Raw genomic sequence first — 14,912 nt, forward strand, 5'->3', positions numbered from 1 at the left:
GAACCGAAACGGGGCGGGTGACCGCCCCGCTGAGATCGTCTGCACGCCCGATATGGGCGTCGCGGCCCTGCGATGGCCGCGACGCAGGCGCGCGGGCCTTTAGCCCTTCAGCACCTCGACGAGCGTCGAGCCCAGCCGGGCCGGCGACGGCGACACGCGGATGCCCGCGGCCTCCATGGCGGCGATCTTGTCCTCGGCGCCGCCCTTGCCGCCCGAGATGATCGCGCCGGCATGGCCCATGCGGCGGCCCGGAGGCGCCGTGCGGCCGGCGATGAAACCGACCATCGGCTTCTTGCGCCCGCGCTTGGCCTCGTCCTTGAGGAACTGCGCCGCCTCCTCCTCGGCCGAGCCGCCGATCTCGCCGATCATCACGATCGACTCGGTCTTCGGGTCGGCGAGGAACAGCTCCAGCACGTCGATGAACTCTGTGCCCTTCACCGGGTCGCCGCCGATGCCCACCGCCGTGGTCTGGCCGAGGCCGGCATTGGAGGTCTGGAACACCGCCTCGTAGGTCAGCGTGCCCGAGCGGGACACGATGCCGACCGAGCCGGGCCGGAAGATGTTGGCCGGCATGATGCCGATCTTCGACTCGCCGGCGGTGACGATGCCGGGGCAGTTCGGCCCGACGAGGCGCGACTTCGAGCCCGTCAGCGCCCGCTTCACCCGCACCATGTCGAGCACCGGGATGCCCTCCGTGATGCAGACGATCAGCGGCACCTCGGCGCTGATCGCCTCGCAGATCGCGTCGGCAGCGCCGGGCGGCGGCACGTAGACCACCGAGGCCTCGGCGCCGGTGGCCTCGCGCGCCTCCGCGACCGTGTCGAAGACCGGCAGGCCGAGATGGCTGGAGCCGCCCTTACCGGGGCTCGTGCCGCCGACCATCTTGGTGCCGTAGGCGATGGCCTGCTCGGAGTGGAAGGTCCCGTTCTTGCCGGTGAAGCCCTGGCAGATGACCTTGGTGTTGGCGTCGATCATCACCGACATGATCAGGCTCCCTTCACGGCGGCGACGATCTTCTGGGCGGCGTCGTCGAGGTCGTCCGCCGGGATGACGTTGAGGCCGGAATTGCGGATGATGGCCTTGCCCTGCTCGACGTTGGTGCCCTCGAGGCGCACCACCAGCGGCACCTGCAGGCCCACCGCCTTCACGGCCGCGATCACGCCGTTGGCGATCACGTCGCACTTCATGATCCCGCCGAAGATGTTGACGAGGATCCCCTTCACGTTCGGGTCGGCGGTGATGATCTTGAACGCCGCCGTGACCTTCTCCTCCGAGGCGCCGCCGCCGACATCGAGGAAGTTCGCCGGCTCCTCGCCGTAGAGCTTGATGATGTCGAGTGTCGCCATGGCGAGGCCGGCGCCGTTGACCATGCAGCCGATCGTGCCGTCGAGCGCGATGTAGGCGAGGTCGTACTTGGACGCCTCGATCTCCTTGGCGTCCTCCTCGGTCTCGTCGCGAAGCGCCATGATGTCCGCGTGCCGGTAGAGGGCGTTCGAATCGAAGGCCATCTTGGCGTCGAGGCACTTGAGGTGCCCGTCGGCGGTCAGCACCAGCGGGTTGATCTCCAGGAGGCTCATGTCCTTGGCCACGAAGGCCGCGTAGAGCTTCTCGGTCAGCGCGGCCGCTTCCTTGGCCTGGGCGCCCGACAGGCCCAGCGCCTTGGCGACGGCGCGGCCGTGGTGGGGCATCACGCCGGTGGCCGGGTCGACCGCGATCGTGTGGATCTTCTCGGGCGTGTCGTGGGCGACCGCCTCGATGTCCATGCCACCCTCGGTGGAGACCACGAAGGCGACGCCGCCCGTGGCGCGGTCGACCAGCATCGAGAGGTAGAACTCCTCGGCGATCTGGGCGCCTTCCTCGATGTAGAGGCGGTTGACCTGCTTGCCGGCCGGGCCGGTCTGGATGGTCACCAGCGTCTGGCCGAGCATCTCGCCGGCGAACTGCTTGACCTCGTCGATCGACTTGGTGACGCGCACGCCGCCCTTGGCGCCCTCGGGCGCGCCCTTGAAGGTGCCCTTGCCGCGGCCGCCCGCGTGGATCTGGCTCTTCACGACCCAGACGGGGCCGCCGAGCTCCTTGGCGGCGGCCTCGGCCTCCGACGGGTTGAAGATGGCCACGCCGCGGGAGACGGGCAGGCCGAACTCCTTCAGCACGGCCTTGGCCTGATATTCGTGGATATTCATCGGAGCCTCGTAAGGAGGAGCGAATAGGTGGCAGCGGGCGGCGCGTAGAGAAATCGAGTGATCGAGATTCGAATCTCCGACCCGCTACGCGCTGCCCGGTATCCGCTTACCGGTCAGGCGAGGCTGCTGTCGACGCCCTTGCAGGCCTCGATGAGTCCCGTCACCGAGGCGACCGACTTGTCGAACATGGTCTTCTCGGCCGCGTCGAAGGTCACCTCGAGCACGCGCTCCACGCCGTTGGCACCGATCACGATCGGCACGCCGATGAACATGCCCGTCACGCCGTACTGGCCGTCGAGGTAGGCGGCGCAGGGCAGGACCCGCTTCTTGTCGCGCAGGTAGCTCTCGGCCATGGCGATGGCGGAGGCGGCGGGCGCGTAGAAGGCCGAGCCGGTCTTGAGCAGGTTGACGATCTCGCCGCCGCCCTTGCGGGTGCGGTCGACCATGGCGTCGAGCTTCTCCTGGGTGGTCCAGCCGAGCTTGACGAGGTCGGTCAGCGGCACGCCCGCCACCGTCGAGTAGCGGGTCAGCGGCACCATGTCGTCGCCGTGGCCGCCGAGCACGAAGGCCGTGACGTCCTCCACCGACACCTTGAACTCCTCGGCGAGGAAGTGGCGGAAGCGCGCCGAATCCAGCACGCCGGCCATGCCGACGATCTTGTTGGTCGGGACGCCCGAGAACTTCTGCAGCGCCCACACCATGGCGTCGAGCGGGTTGGTGATGCAGATCACGAAGGCGTCCGGCGCGTGGGTCTTGATGCCCTCGCCGACGGCCTGCATGACCTTGAGGTTGATGCCGATCAGGTCGTCGCGGCTCATGCCGGGCTTGCGCGGCACGCCGGCGGTCACGATCACCACGTCGGCGCCCTTGATGGCGGCGTAGTCGCTGGCACCCGCGTAGGTCGCGTCGAAGCCCTCGACCGGGGCGGCCTCGGCGATGTCCAGCGCCTTGCCCTGCGGCACGCCGTCGACGATGTCGAACAGCACCACGTCCCCCAGATCCTTGAGGCCGGCCAGAAGGGCCAGGGTGCCGCCGATCTGGCCGGCGCCGATGAGCGCGATCTTGTTGCGAGCCATGTCGGATGTGTCTCCGCTGCGTTCGACTTCGGTGATGCGTTGCGCGAGGCCGGAGCCGCTCGTCCGTCAGGGTCCGAGGCCGGATTCGCCACTCTGAAATCTGCGCGGCTGTGTGGCCGAAAAGCACCGTGGCTTCAACCCGATGAGGGCCGCGCGGGCGGCGCGTCCGGGCCATCGGATCGCCCTCGAGCGTCCCGACGGTGCCTCCGAAACGTCAACGTCGCGAGTGTTTTAGGTGCAGTGCACCCTGGCGCGGGACGGCCGCGAAGCCGCGATGACAGATCTGGAATCCTGTCATTTCGGGTCGCGGCGGGCGGCGTGCGGCGCGGGAGGGCGCACGAAATACAAAGGCCCGGACGGTCTGTCCGGGCCTTCGAGAGAGCCTGTGGGTACGCGTAGGATCAGAGGATGCCGGAGCGCAGGACCCGCTGGATCGCGTGGATGACGGCCCCGAACCGGGCCTCGATCAGGTCGCGCGGCACCTCGGCATCGTGCTGGATCGCCAGCGGATGCGTGAAGCGGTAGCTCGCGTCGAAGATGTAGGCGATCGCCCGTTCCCGGTCCCGGGCCGAGAAGATCCCGGAGGTGATGCCCTCCTCGACCACGCGCTCGACGAGGCTGCGCAGCCGCACGCGGTGCCGCCGGGCGATCGGCCGTGCCGAGACGGTGGCGTCGAGATGGACCGCGAACAGGTTCGGCTCGTCGAACAGGGCGTCCCGCTGGACCGTCGCGAGGGCGGTCAGGAGGCGCTCGATCTTGTCGTCGGCGGGATCGGGCGCGTCGGCGATGCCGGCGAGCCGGGCTTCGACCTCGCGCAGCCAGCGGCCCGCCACCGCGTCGAGGAGCGCGTCCTTCGACGGGAAGTAGCGGTACACGTTCGCGTGCGTCATGCCGGCCTCGGCGGCGACGGCCACGACGGTCACGCGCTTGGGCCCGAGCCGCGAGAGGTGCTCGGTGGCGATCCCGAGGAGCCGCACGTCGGCCGCGACCGGCGCCCGCGGGCGGGCGGGACTGGCCGCCTCACCGCTCTCGCGGAGTGTGCCGGATTCGGCGTCGGCGACGGTGATCTTGGCCTTGGCGCTGAGCGCCTCCTCCTTGGACCCGTCGGACTCTGGCTTGAGGAAAGGAAGCGGAAGGCGGGAAGTGGACAGGTGGTAGGGCGAGACGGACCCCCATCATACCGGCTGAAGCGTCCCGGCGCTTCGCGTTGACGTTACGGCTTCCCCCCGGGAGCCCGGTTACCTGAGCGGATTAGGACCGCTTAAACACCCCTATGTGTCAGTTTGCCTTGAGAAGGCAACAAATTTTTCTCGTTATCACCTGCGTCAGAAGCGGTTCTTCCACGCCCGTAAGGCGACGAACACCGACTCGGGATCGCTTTCCGGCGGAAGGTCGACGGATCGCGCCAGGGCCGGCTGCCCGCTGCGCAGGAACGGGTTTGTCGCCCGCTCCGCACCCATGGTCGACGGGATGAGGAACCGCCCCTCCGCCTGGGCGCGCTCGGCCTCGGCGAGGCGCTTCCTCAGCTCCGGGTTGTCCGGATCGGCCGCCTGGGCGAAGCGCGCGTTGGAGAGTACGTAGTCGTGGCCGCTGAAGACCCGCGTCGCGTCGGGCAGGTCGTCGAAGCGCCGCAGGGAGCGGTAGAGGGTCTCGGGCGGGCTCTCCATCACGCGCCCGCAGCCGAGGGTGAACAGGGTGTCGCCGGCGCAGACGAGGCCGGCTTCCGCGAACCAGTAGGTCACGTGGTCGGCGCAGTGGCCCGGCGTCTCCCAGACCTGCGCCCCGAGGCTGCCGACCGTGACCGTGTCGCCCTCCCGCACGGTCACGTCCACCTGCGGGACCGCGTCGCCGGCCCTGGCGGGGGCGACCACACGGGCACCGGTCGCCCGCTTCACCTCCGGGATACCCTCGACATGGTCGGCGTGCCGGTGGGTCACGAGGATGTCGGTCAGCCGCCAGCCGGTCTCGTCGAGGGCCCGGAGGACCGGTCCGGCCTCCGGCACGTCGATCGCCGCGCAGGCGCCGGTCTGCGGATCGCGGATCAGCACGCCGATGTTGTCGCTGCGGCAGAGGAAGGTGCGAATCTCGGTCTCGGCGGCCATCGGACGGGGTCTCCCAAGAACGCGAACGGGCGCGAAGCGGCGCGAAATCTGTTGCCGTGAACAGGTGATGGTCCGGCGAGGTTCCTCCGGCGCTTGCCGCGCGGCGCGCGGCTCACCATTGGTTACGACGACCGTTCCGTCCGCGATCTCCTGTCCCTCCATGCGCCTCGACGTCAACGGCTTGCGGGCCTTCTACGCCAGCCCTCTGGGCCGCACGACGCACCGCGTGGTCGGCCGCGCGCTCCACGACTTCCTCGGCTCGGTCTCGGGGCTGCGCGTCCTCGGGATCGGCTACGCGACGCCGTATCTCGGGCCGGTCCACTGCATCGCCGAGCGCACCCTCGCCTTCATGCCGGCCTCGCAGGGCGTGGTGAACTGGCCGGGCACCGGGCGCTCCTGCGCGGCGCTCGCCGATCCCACCATGATGCCGCTGCCGGAGGCCGCCATCGACCGGGTCATCCTGGTCCACGCCCTCGAATCGGTGGAGAGCCCGACGGAGCTGCTGCAGGAGGTCTGGCGCACCCTGACACCGGGCGGTCGCATGATCCTCGTGGTGCCGAACCGCCGGGGCGTCTGGGCCCGCCGGGAGGCGACGCCCTTCGGCCACGGCCAGCCCTACAGCCGCTCGCAGCTCGGGCGGCTCATGCGCGACACGCTGTTCTCGCCGGTGAGCTGGGCCGAGACCCTGTACATGCCGCCGGCCCGCTCGCGCCTGATGCTGCGCACCGGGCCCGCCTGGGAGTGGCTCGGCACCGGCCTGTCCCTGCCCTTCGCGGGCCTGCACGTGGTCGACGCGACGAAGCAGCTGTACCGGCCGGTGGCCGTCCAGCAGGTGCGGCGCGCCCGCCGCCTCGCGCCGGCCCGGGTGCTGGTGCCGGCCCCCTCCCCGGGTTGACCCCGATGAGCCTCGACTTCACCACCCAGCAGTTCCTGCTCGCCCTGTCCGCGCTGTTCTCGATCGTGAACCCGGTCGGGGGCGCCTTCATCTTCGCGCAGGTGGCGGGCGCCTTCAGCCACGCCGAGCGCGTGCTGCTGTCGCGCCGGATCGGCGTCTACGCCGCCCTGGTGATGCTCGGCGCCCTCTGGGCGGGCACGCCGATCCTGAACTTCTTCGGCGTCACCCTGGGTGCGCTGCGCATCGCCGGCGGCCTCGTGGTCATGTCGTCGGCCTGGACCCAGCTGAACCGGCCCGAGGCCCGGGAGGCGCGCAAGCAGGCCGAGGCCTCCGGGTCGGCGGGCCGCGGCCCGGCCCCCGCGGAGCCGCCGGGCGACCCGGCGCCCGGCCCCCTCTCCGACATCGCCTTCTTCCCCCTGACGCTCCCGTTCACCACCGGGCCGGGGACGATCGCGGTCGCCATCACCCTGGGGGCCAACCGGCCGGAGGCCTACGCGGAGCGCTTCGGTTTCTACATCGGCGTCACGCTGGCAGCCCTCGCGGTCGCCGCCACGGTCGCGGTTCTCTACGCCTCCGCCGACCGGGTCGTCGCCTTCATCGGCCCGGCCCGCGCCCGGGTGATGGGCCGCCTCTTCGCCTTCCTGCTCCTATGCGTCGGGACCCAGATCCTGGTGAACGGCCTCATCGACGTGTTCGCGCCCCTCGCCGCGGCGCGGTGACGACCGGGTCACCGCCGACAGGGCCGGGCAAGGCCCGCATCCCAGGTGACCCGCGCGGATTCCGGCCGGCCGAATCGATCGAATTGCGGACGATGTCCGGGATGTTGTGTGTTCATCCAGATATAATAGTCGTACTTCGCTCATAATTGCATATTTTATAAATATAAATTTTCATTAACGATCTCATTCTAGAGCATTCGTCGAGAAGAGATCCGATTTTTCGAGGCTTGCGTCCTCCATAGGTCCGAGCATGATCATGCATGGCCCTCGGCCGCGGCGAGGAAGACTTGCGGCCGGAGCCGTCGGCGAAGCGGGTCCAGCAACGGAGTGCAGATCGTGGCGACGGACGTCATCGCGGAACCCGAGCGTCGGCCGTCCGCATCCGGGCCTCGAGCACGAGGCGGCCGCGCCTCTGGCGACCCGTGCACGACCGGATCCCGCGCGTGATGCGACCGGCATCCCGGGCGCGCCGTCGAGCCGGCGCGCGCCGCGTCCCGCCCACGCGGGCCGTGCGGCCCGGCCCGAGCCCGTGAACCCCCGAGATCCCGCAGCCCGGTGCCGCGCGCGGAGCGCGCGTCCGGCGGCCACCCCGCGCGTATCAGCAAGGAGACACCGCATGACCGACACGACGCAGAGCAAGGTTCCGGCCTGGTACAGCCCGGACGAGATCCAGGACATCCAGCGCGATCTCCTGGGCGCCGCCGAGAAGGTTCTCGTGCTCTGCCTCGGCGGCAAGGGCGGCGTCGGCAAGACGACCATCGCCCTCCAGGTGGCCGATCTCTGCGCGGAGGTCGGTCCGGTGCTGGCGATCGACACCGACCCGGCCAACCGGCACTTCCACACGGCGCTCATGCAGGAGACCACGCCCGGCAGCGACAACTTCGTCCCGCGCCGTCCCGGTATCACCGCCATCCGGCAGCGGCTGCGCGCCGAGGACAGCACGGGCCGCGTCGACCCGACCCTGTGCCAGGACCTGATCGAGCGCGTGACCGAGGCGGCCGAGCGCCTCGTCGTGGTCGACTTCCCGGCCGGCGACACCGAGACGACCCGTCGGTGCACCGAGATCATCGTGGAGAGCTGCCGGGAGGCGAATGTCCGCCTCGCCGTGGTCGTCGCGGCCGGCGCGGTGGATCCCACAGCCCTGGAGGTCCTGCGCGAGCTCCGGCCCATGCTGATCGAGTGCGACCGGGCGATCCTGGCGAAGAACACCGCCCAGGCGACCAATTTCGACTATCTCGAATCGTCCGACCTCGTGCGATCCCTGCGGAAGCAGTCGAACTTTCGCGTCATCGAGATCGAGCGGATCGGCGAGCGGCTGATCGAGGCCCTGCGGGTGCAGAACACGACCTGGCAGGCCTTGGCGAACAGCGCGCCGATGCGCCTGCGGGTCGAGGGCCGCCGCCTGCGGCGCAACTTTCACGCGGCGTGGCGGGATGCCCTCCGGCCGTGACCAACCTCGAGCGGTTCTACCGGTCGGTCCACGGCCGCGATCTCCAGCCCTGGGAGCGTCAGCTCGCCGTGCGGATCGCGGCCGCTCTCAACACCACGACGGACGACGACTTCGTCGTCCACCTGCTGCTGGTGTACATGTCCACCAACGCCATCACGAACATGTACAACGAGCTGGTGGCGGCGCGGAACGGTCTCGCCGAACACAACCGGGACCTCATCCAGGCGCTCACGGCCGATCTGCGGCGCAACCGGCTGATCGCCGCCGTGCTGCTCGGCGCGGCCGCGCTCGGCGTGCTCGTGAGCGTCGGGATCCTCTCCACCGTCCTCAGCCTGTCTTACGGGTCCGCGGCCAGCGCGACGCGCCTCGCCGCGGCGCTGGAATCCTGCGAGGCGCGCGGCTCGGCCGGCGCCCAGCGCGGCCTCGGGATCGGCCGCTGAGCCGAGGAAACCCGCCGTCGGCTCACTCGAGGCGGACGGACACGCTGTCGCTGGCGCCGGTCGCGTCCAGGACCGAGATCCGCGCGAAGCCCGCGCCCCCCGGGGCCCACTCGGCCTTCCGCCGCGGCGTCTGCACGACCGGCTGACCGTCGACCAGCCAGGTGAGCGGCGGCACGCCGCCCAGGGCCTTGAGGGCGAGACCCGGGCCGCCCGCCGCGGCGCCGTGCCGGTCCACCGCGAGGCCGAGATCGATCCGCGCCCCGTCCGGCGGATAGGCGATCCGCAGCGCCGGTCCCGCCGCCTCGGCCGCCTCGCGCCGCAGGTGCCGCAGCGGCGGCGGCAGGCCCGCCGTCCCGACCACCAGCGCGTCCCGCGGCTGGGGGACCGGCTCGGGCTCGATCCCGAGGCGCGCGAAGGCGTCGAACAGGATCGGCGCCGCGACGGTGCGGCCCACGAGCCCAGGCACCGCGGCGCCGTCCGGGCGCCCGGCCCAGACGACGATCGTCGCGTGGCGGTCGAAGCCGGCGGCCCAGGCGTCGCGGTACCCGTAGGAGGTGCCGGTCTTGTAGGCGATGCGGTTCGGCAGTGCGTTCTCCGGTGGCGGTGTCCCGCGCAGGATGTCGGCGACGTACCAAGACGCCACGGGCTCGGCGACGCGGTGCCGGGATTCGGCCGCGACCCCGTCGGCGCGGCGCAGCAGGTCCGGAACCGCGCCGCCGCGGGCGAGCCCCGCGTAGAGCCGGGCGAGGTCGGTGACCGTGATGCCGAGGCCGCCCAGCGCGACCGGCAGCCCCGGGGCCGCCTCCCGCGGGAGCTGGATCCCGGCCCCGGCGGCGCGCAGCCGGGCGATGAAGCGGGCGGGACCGACCGCGTCCATCAGCTCGACCGCCGGCACGTTCAGCGAGAGCTGCAGGGCCCGCCGGGCCGTGACCGTGCCCTGGAAGGTCAGGTCGAAATTCTCCGGCGCGTAGCTCGCCGAGAAGCGCGCCGGGCGATCCTCCAGCAGGGTCTCGGGATGCGCGAGACCGTCCGCGAAGGCCATGGCGTAGACGAAGGGCTTCAGCGCGGAGCCGGGCGAGCGCACCGCCAGGGTCATGTCGATGGCGCCGCGCCGGGCGGGGTCCAAGTAGCCGGCGCTGCCGACCTGAGCGAGCACCCGGCCGTCGCGGTTGTCGAGGACGAGGATCGCGGCCGAGAGGTCCGGGCCGGCGGCGGCGGCGCGCTCGGCCGCCAGGGTTTCCAGCCGCTCCTGCAGGCGCCCGTCGATCGCGAGGCGGATCGTGGCGGCACCGGGATCGGCCGCCACCGCCTCCTCGGCGGCGTGCGCCGCGAGCATCGGGAACGGCTTGCGCGTCGTCGGCACCGGCTCGGCCCGGGCGGCCTCGGCCTCCGCCGTCGTGAGGATGCCCCGCGCGACGGCCACCGCCAGGACCCGGTCGCGGGCGGCGCGGGCGCGCTCGGGGAACCTGTCCGGACGGCGGGTCTCAGGCGATTGCGGCAGGGCGACGAGCAGGGCCGCCTGCGCGGCGGTCAGCCGGACCGGCTCGCGCCCGAAATACGCGACGCTCGCCGCGCGCACGCCCTCCAGCGGGCCGCCGTAGGGGGCCAGCGCCAGGTAGAGGTCGAGCAGCCCGGCCTTGCCGAGGCGCCGCTCCAGCGCGACCGCCCGCACCATCTGGCGGAGCTTGGCCTCGAGCGACCGCTCGCGCCGCGGCTCGACGAGGCGCGCCACCTGCATCGACAGGGTGGAGGCGCCGGACACGATGCGGCCGCGCGTCAGCCACTGGCCGGCGGCGCGCAGCACCGCGGCCGGGTCGATGCCGGGATGCGCGGCGAAGCGGCGATCCTCGTAGGCGAGCAGCATCGCCCGGTAGCGCGGATCGACCGCCTCCGCGGTGACCGGCAGGCGCCAGCGCCCGTCCGCGGTCGCGAAGGGGCGCAGCAGCGTGCCGGACCGATCCAGCACCACCGTCGAGCGTGATTCGGCCGCGGCCAGGTCGAGGGGCGGTAGCGCGTCGGCGTAGCGCCAGAGCGCGGCAGTGCCGGCCCCCAGGAGGCCGAGACCGAGCGCCGTCGCCCCGAGCGCCGCGCGCAGGCCCCTCGCCCGCTTCCGGGGAGGCGCCGACGCGCGCGGATCCGACCCGTCGTGCGGCACGCATCCTCCCGGTCTCGGCTCCGACGGCGCAGGATCCCGTGTTCCCGCGCGCCCGGCAAGCCCCCGGCGGAGCCGGCCTCTAGGCCGTGCCGACGCCCCGCAGGTCCTCGAAGGCGGGTCGATCCGGCCGATTCATCCGGATCGGGAACGGCACGACGTTGGAGGGCATCGCGGCTGCCGGTGTCTCAGGGGGCTGCGCCGCCTTGCGCGCCTTGCCGGGCTTCGCCCAGCGCTCGATCCGCTTGAAGTAGGTCCGCCTCGCCAGCCAAGCCGGAACTCGCCTGCCCTTCCGCATGATCTGTCCCTCGCCGTTGCGTACCGAGTCCCCCTCAGACCCGCGCCCCGAACGCGTCAAGCGGTTCGAATCACGGCTGTATTCACGATACGAGCGGATCCCGGGGAGCACCGCATCCCCCGTTTGGGTGACGCGGGAGGCCCGGCCGCGACCGTCAGGCCGCCGCGTTCTCCTTCGCCCGCTCCAGCGCGAGCTTCGTGACGGCCACTTGGTCGACCTTGCCGGTGCCGAGCATCGGGATCGCGTCCAGCACCACCACCTCGGCGGGGATCGCGACGTCGGAGGCGCCGCGGCCCTTGGCGAAGCTCTGGTAGGCGGCCCGGGTCGCGCCCTTCTCCTGCGTGAACAGGATCAGCCGCTCGCCCTTGCGGGCGTCCGGCACCGCCGCCACCGCGCTCGGACGGTCGGGCCACAGTTCGGCGGCCAGCGTCTCGATGCCGGCGAGCGACACCATCTCGCCGGCGATCTTCGCGAAGCGCTTGGCCCGACCCTTGATGGTGACGAAGCCCATCGGGTCGATCGCCACGATGTCGCCGGTGTCGTGCCAGCCGCCCGGCGGCGGCTCCAGCACGCCGGGCTTCTCGGCGCGCAGGTAGCCCAGCATGATGTTCGGCCCGCGCAGGGACAGGCGGCCGCCCTCGTCGATCCCCGGCACCGGCTCGAGGCGGGTCTCGATGCCGGGCAGGATCCGCCCGACCGTGCCGAACCGGTTGAACATCGGCGTGTTGAGGGCGACAACCGGCCCGCACTCGGTGACGCCGTAGCCCTCCAGGATGCGCAGCCCGAACTTCTCCGCCCAGGTCTTCCGGGTGGTCTCCTTCACGGCCTCGGCGCCGGCCACGACGTAGCGCAGGGAGCGCAGGTCGTAGGAATGGGCCGACCGGGCGTAGCCCGTGAGGAACGTGTCGGTCCCGAACAGGACGGTGCTGTTCGAGCCGTAGATCAGCTCCGGCACGATCCGGTAGTGCAGCGGCGACGGATAGAGGTAGACCGGCACCCCCGAGACCAGGGGCAGGACCAGCCCGGCCGTGAGCCCGAAGGCGTGGAACACCGGCAGGACGTTGAACACCTTGTCCATCGGGCCGAAATCGATCCGGGCCGCCACCTGCGCCACGTTGGCGAGCATGCAGCGGTTGGCGAGCACCACGCCCTTCGGCGTGCCCTCGCTGCCCGAGGTGAACAGCACCGCCCCCGGATCCTCGCCGGCGCGCGCCACCAGGGGGCGGCGCGGCGCCAGGAGGCCGCGGATCTTGTCCCCCGTCGTGATGCCGGCCCGCACGTCCTCCAGGTAGATCAACTCGACCGAGCCGCGGATCGCCTCCACGAGCGACCCCAGCCGCCCCTTCTCGATGAAGGCCCGGGAGGTCAGGATCTTGCTGACCTCCGCGGCCCGGCAGGCCGAGAGCACGTTGGCGGGGCCAGCGGAGAAATTGATCATCGCCGGCACCCGGCCCGCGGAGGCGAGGGCGAACAGCGTCACCGCGGCGCCGTTGGCGTTCGGCAGCATGACGCCGATCCGGCCGCCCACGGGCGCCAGCGGCATCAGCTTGCGGCCGAGGATGTTGGCGCCCATCACGAGCCGGCTGTAGCTGAGGCGGCCGCCGACCGGATCCTCCAGGGCGTTGCGGCCCCAGCCGTGGCGCTCGCCCGCCTCGATCAGCGCCGCCATCAGGCCGCGGTCGATATCGGCGGTGCGGAACACGAGGTCCGACATGATCCCGTAGAGGGCGGCGCCCGCCGCCTGCCGCCGCGCCTTGCCCTTGAGCGCGGGGTCCACGGTCAGCCGCACCGGCGGCATCACCGTCACGGTCACCTTGGGCCACCAGCGGCGGCGCACCTGCCCGCGCGACAGCCGTGAGAAGACGGTGCGCTCCAGGCCGTCGAGCTTCACCGGGACGACCATCGCGCCCGACTTGTCGGCGATCAGCCCGGCGCCGTCGTAGACCTTCATCAGGCTGCCGGTGACCGTGAGCCGGCCCTCGGGGAAGATGATCAGGGTCTCGCCGCTCTTGACCGCGTTGATCAGCGTCCGGGTGGCGAGCGGCCGGGTCGGGTCGAGCGGCATCGCCTTGGTGATGCGCAGGAACGGGCGCACCCACCAGCGCTGCGCGATCCCGCTATCGATGGCGAAGACCGGCTCCTGCTCGAGGAGCGACAGCGCGAGCGGCGCGTCGAGGAACGAGACGTGGTTGAGGGCGATGATGGCGTTCGGGCCGGCCGCCGCGAGGTTGTCGAAGCCGCGGACCTCCAGCCGGTAGAAGGCCCGGAACAGGATCGACAGGAAATCGCGGAACGGGCTCGTCGGCAGGGTCGCGAACACGAGCGCGCCGACGATCAGGTTCAGCACCGCCACCACCGCGAGGAGGCTCGCGATCGTGAGGCCCGCGCCCTGCAGCGCCGCGAGCGCCAGGGTGCCGGCGACCATGAAGGCTGCCGTCATGACGTTGACCGCGCCGATGATCCGGGCGCGCATCGCCTTCTCGGCCCAGGCCTGCACGGCCGCGAAGGACGGGACGATGTAGAGGCCGCCGGAGATCGCGAGACCGAGGAAGTCGATCCCGGTGCGCAGGCCGTGGCCGGTCTGCAGGAAGCCGAGGGGGCCGATCGGCTCCGCGGGCGGCGCCGGCAGGTGGCCGACCGTCCAGGCGAGGTCGAGGCCGAACAGGCCCATCAGCACCGCGCCGACCGGCGTCGGCAGCAGCACGATCCGGCCGCTGGCGAGCCACGAGGCGAGGCCGGAGCCGACCGCGATGCCGATCGAGAACAGCGCCAGCAGCAGCGTGATCACCGTCTCGGTGCCGTTGAAGGCGCCGCGCACCAGTACCGGCAGCAGCGACAGCACCACCACGCCGACCAGCCAGAACCAGCTCACCGTGAGCGAGCCGCGCCACAGCCGCGTGTCGGCCCAGAGGTCGCGCAGCAGCGCGTAGGTCGAGCGGGCGACGTTCGGGTCGACGCGCAGGTCCGGGGCGCCCTCGCCGGTCGCCGGGATCATCCGGGCCGAGAGCCAGCACAGGACGGCGAAGCCCATCACCAGGACGCCGAACACGAGTCCCGAGCCGCCCATCGCCGAGGCCGCGCCGGCCGCGATCGTGCCGAGCAGGATCGCCAGGAAGGTCGCCGCCTCCACGAGGGCGTTGCCGGCGGGCAGCTCCTCGCGCCGGAGATGGTCTGGCAGGATCCCGTACTTGATCGGGCCGAACAGCGCCGCGATCGTGCCGAACAGGCCGAGCGCCACGAACAGAACCGGGATCGAGTGCAGGAGGAAGCCGAGCACGGCGGTGCCGGCCGCGAAGATCTCGGCGAACTTGAGCCGCCGCGCCATCAGCGCCTTGTCGTAGCGGTCGGCCCACTGGCCGCCGAGACCCGACAGGATGAAGAACGGCCCGATGAACACGGCGCTCGCGAGCGTCACGAGGACGCCGGCATGGGCGTCCGCCTGGCCGCCGATCCCGAACAGGATCAGGAAGGCGAGCGCGTTCTTCAGGAAATTGTCGTTGAACGCCGAGAAGAACTGGCACCAGAACAGCGGCGCGAAGCGCCGCGCAGACATCAGGGTACGGAACATGGCGATCTCTCGGTTCCGAACCTGACTGG

General features: G+C 71.6%; 12 protein-coding genes. 4 read left to right on the forward strand and 8 right to left on the reverse strand.

All coding sequences use genetic code 11. The features are described from left to right. Positions 1–99: 99 nt before the first annotated feature. From sucD to gloB, 5 genes are all read right to left on the reverse strand, one after another. Positions 100–984: a succinate--CoA ligase subunit alpha gene (gene sucD, locus C4T42_RS15675; protein ID WP_010685286.1), complete on the reverse strand. Its 885-nt coding sequence runs from the start codon at positions 982–984 to the stop codon at positions 100–102. Between the two features lie 2 nt (positions 985–986). Beyond that, entirely contained in the window at positions 987–2,183 is a 1,197-nt protein-coding gene (gene sucC / locus C4T42_RS15680) for an ADP-forming succinate--CoA ligase subunit beta (protein WP_020093726.1), read from the reverse strand. Positions 2,184–2,296: 113 nt separating this feature from the next. After that, positions 2,297–3,259, reverse strand: coding sequence for a malate dehydrogenase (mdh, locus tag C4T42_RS15685; protein WP_020093725.1), 963 nt, complete (start codon positions 3,257–3,259; stop codon positions 2,297–2,299). Positions 3,260–3,660: 401 nt separating this feature from the next. After that, positions 3,661–4,236, reverse strand: a complete 576-nt coding sequence (locus C4T42_RS15690; protein WP_012317921.1) for a TetR family transcriptional regulator — start codon at positions 4,234–4,236, stop codon at positions 3,661–3,663. Between the two features lie 348 nt (positions 4,237–4,584). After that, positions 4,585–5,361 carry a hydroxyacylglutathione hydrolase gene (gene gloB, locus C4T42_RS15695; protein WP_020093724.1) on the reverse strand — a complete coding sequence of 259 codons (777 nt, stop codon included), beginning with the start codon at positions 5,359–5,361 and terminating at the stop codon, positions 4,585–4,587. A 160-nt stretch (positions 5,362–5,521) separates the two neighbouring features. Here gloB and C4T42_RS15700 point away from each other — a divergent pair, with 160 nt between their 5' ends. The 4 genes from C4T42_RS15700 (at position 5,522) to C4T42_RS15715 (ending at position 8,865) form a co-directional block, all read left to right on the forward strand. Beyond that, positions 5,522–6,256 (forward strand): methyltransferase domain-containing protein, encoded by a 735-nt coding sequence (locus C4T42_RS15700; RefSeq protein ID WP_042671901.1) that lies wholly within the window; start codon positions 5,522–5,524, stop codon positions 6,254–6,256. A 5-nt stretch (positions 6,257–6,261) separates the two neighbouring features. Further along, entirely contained in the window at positions 6,262–6,975 is a 714-nt protein-coding gene (locus C4T42_RS15705) for a MarC family protein (protein ID WP_042671900.1), read from the forward strand. 616 nt (positions 6,976–7,591) lie between these two features. Further along, positions 7,592–8,425, forward strand: a complete 834-nt coding sequence (locus C4T42_RS15710; protein WP_103985385.1) for an ArsA-related P-loop ATPase — start codon at positions 7,592–7,594, stop codon at positions 8,423–8,425. Further along, complete coding sequence (locus tag C4T42_RS15715; protein WP_103985386.1) at positions 8,422–8,865, forward strand: hypothetical protein; 444 nt, start codon at positions 8,422–8,424, stop codon at positions 8,863–8,865. Before C4T42_RS15710 ends, C4T42_RS15715 begins: the two co-directional genes overlap by 4 nt. 22 nt (positions 8,866–8,887) lie before the next feature. On the opposite strand, the gene pbpC is transcribed toward C4T42_RS15715, so the two are convergent. From pbpC to C4T42_RS15730, 3 genes are all read right to left on the reverse strand, one after another. Then, positions 8,888–10,960 (reverse strand): penicillin-binding protein 1C, encoded by a 2,073-nt coding sequence (gene pbpC / locus C4T42_RS15720; protein ID WP_234083025.1) that lies wholly within the window; start codon positions 10,958–10,960, stop codon positions 8,888–8,890. Positions 10,961–11,099: 139 nt separating this feature from the next. After that, positions 11,100–11,315, reverse strand: coding sequence for a hypothetical protein (locus tag C4T42_RS15725; RefSeq protein ID WP_020093718.1), 216 nt, complete (start codon positions 11,313–11,315; stop codon positions 11,100–11,102). A 154-nt stretch (positions 11,316–11,469) separates the two neighbouring features. Beyond that, the gene (locus tag C4T42_RS15730; RefSeq protein ID WP_020093717.1) at positions 11,470–14,883 is read right to left on the reverse strand and encodes an acyl-[ACP]--phospholipid O-acyltransferase; all 3,414 of its coding nucleotides are present in this window, start codon (positions 14,881–14,883) and stop codon (positions 11,470–11,472) included. Positions 14,884–14,912 lie beyond the last annotated feature (29 nt).

Origin of the sequence: Methylobacterium sp. 190mf (assembly GCF_900107945.1) — a bacterium.
Lineage (GTDB): Bacteria > Pseudomonadota > Alphaproteobacteria > Rhizobiales > Beijerinckiaceae > Methylobacterium.

Coding starts and splice junctions, on each gene's coding strand:
- sucD (WP_010685286.1), bottom strand. CDS start 984: ATGTCGGTGATGATCGACGCCAACACCAAGGTCATCTGCCAGGGCTTC.
- sucC (WP_020093726.1), bottom strand. CDS start 2,183: ATGAATATCCACGAATATCAGGCCAAGGCCGTGCTGAAGGAGTTCGGC.
- mdh (WP_020093725.1), bottom strand. CDS start 3,259: ATGGCTCGCAACAAGATCGCGCTCATCGGCGCCGGCCAGATCGGCGGC.
- gloB (WP_020093724.1), bottom strand. CDS start 5,361: ATGGCCGCCGAGACCGAGATTCGCACCTTCCTCTGCCGCAGCGACAAC.
- C4T42_RS15700 (WP_042671901.1), top strand. CDS start 5,522: ATGCGCCTCGACGTCAACGGCTTGCGGGCCTTCTACGCCAGCCCTCTG.
- C4T42_RS15705 (WP_042671900.1), top strand. CDS start 6,262: ATGAGCCTCGACTTCACCACCCAGCAGTTCCTGCTCGCCCTGTCCGCG.
- C4T42_RS15710 (WP_103985385.1), top strand. CDS start 7,592: ATGACCGACACGACGCAGAGCAAGGTTCCGGCCTGGTACAGCCCGGAC.
- C4T42_RS15725 (WP_020093718.1), bottom strand. CDS start 11,315: ATGCGGAAGGGCAGGCGAGTTCCGGCTTGGCTGGCGAGGCGGACCTAC.
- C4T42_RS15730 (WP_020093717.1), bottom strand. CDS start 14,883: ATGTTCCGTACCCTGATGTCTGCGCGGCGCTTCGCGCCGCTGTTCTGG.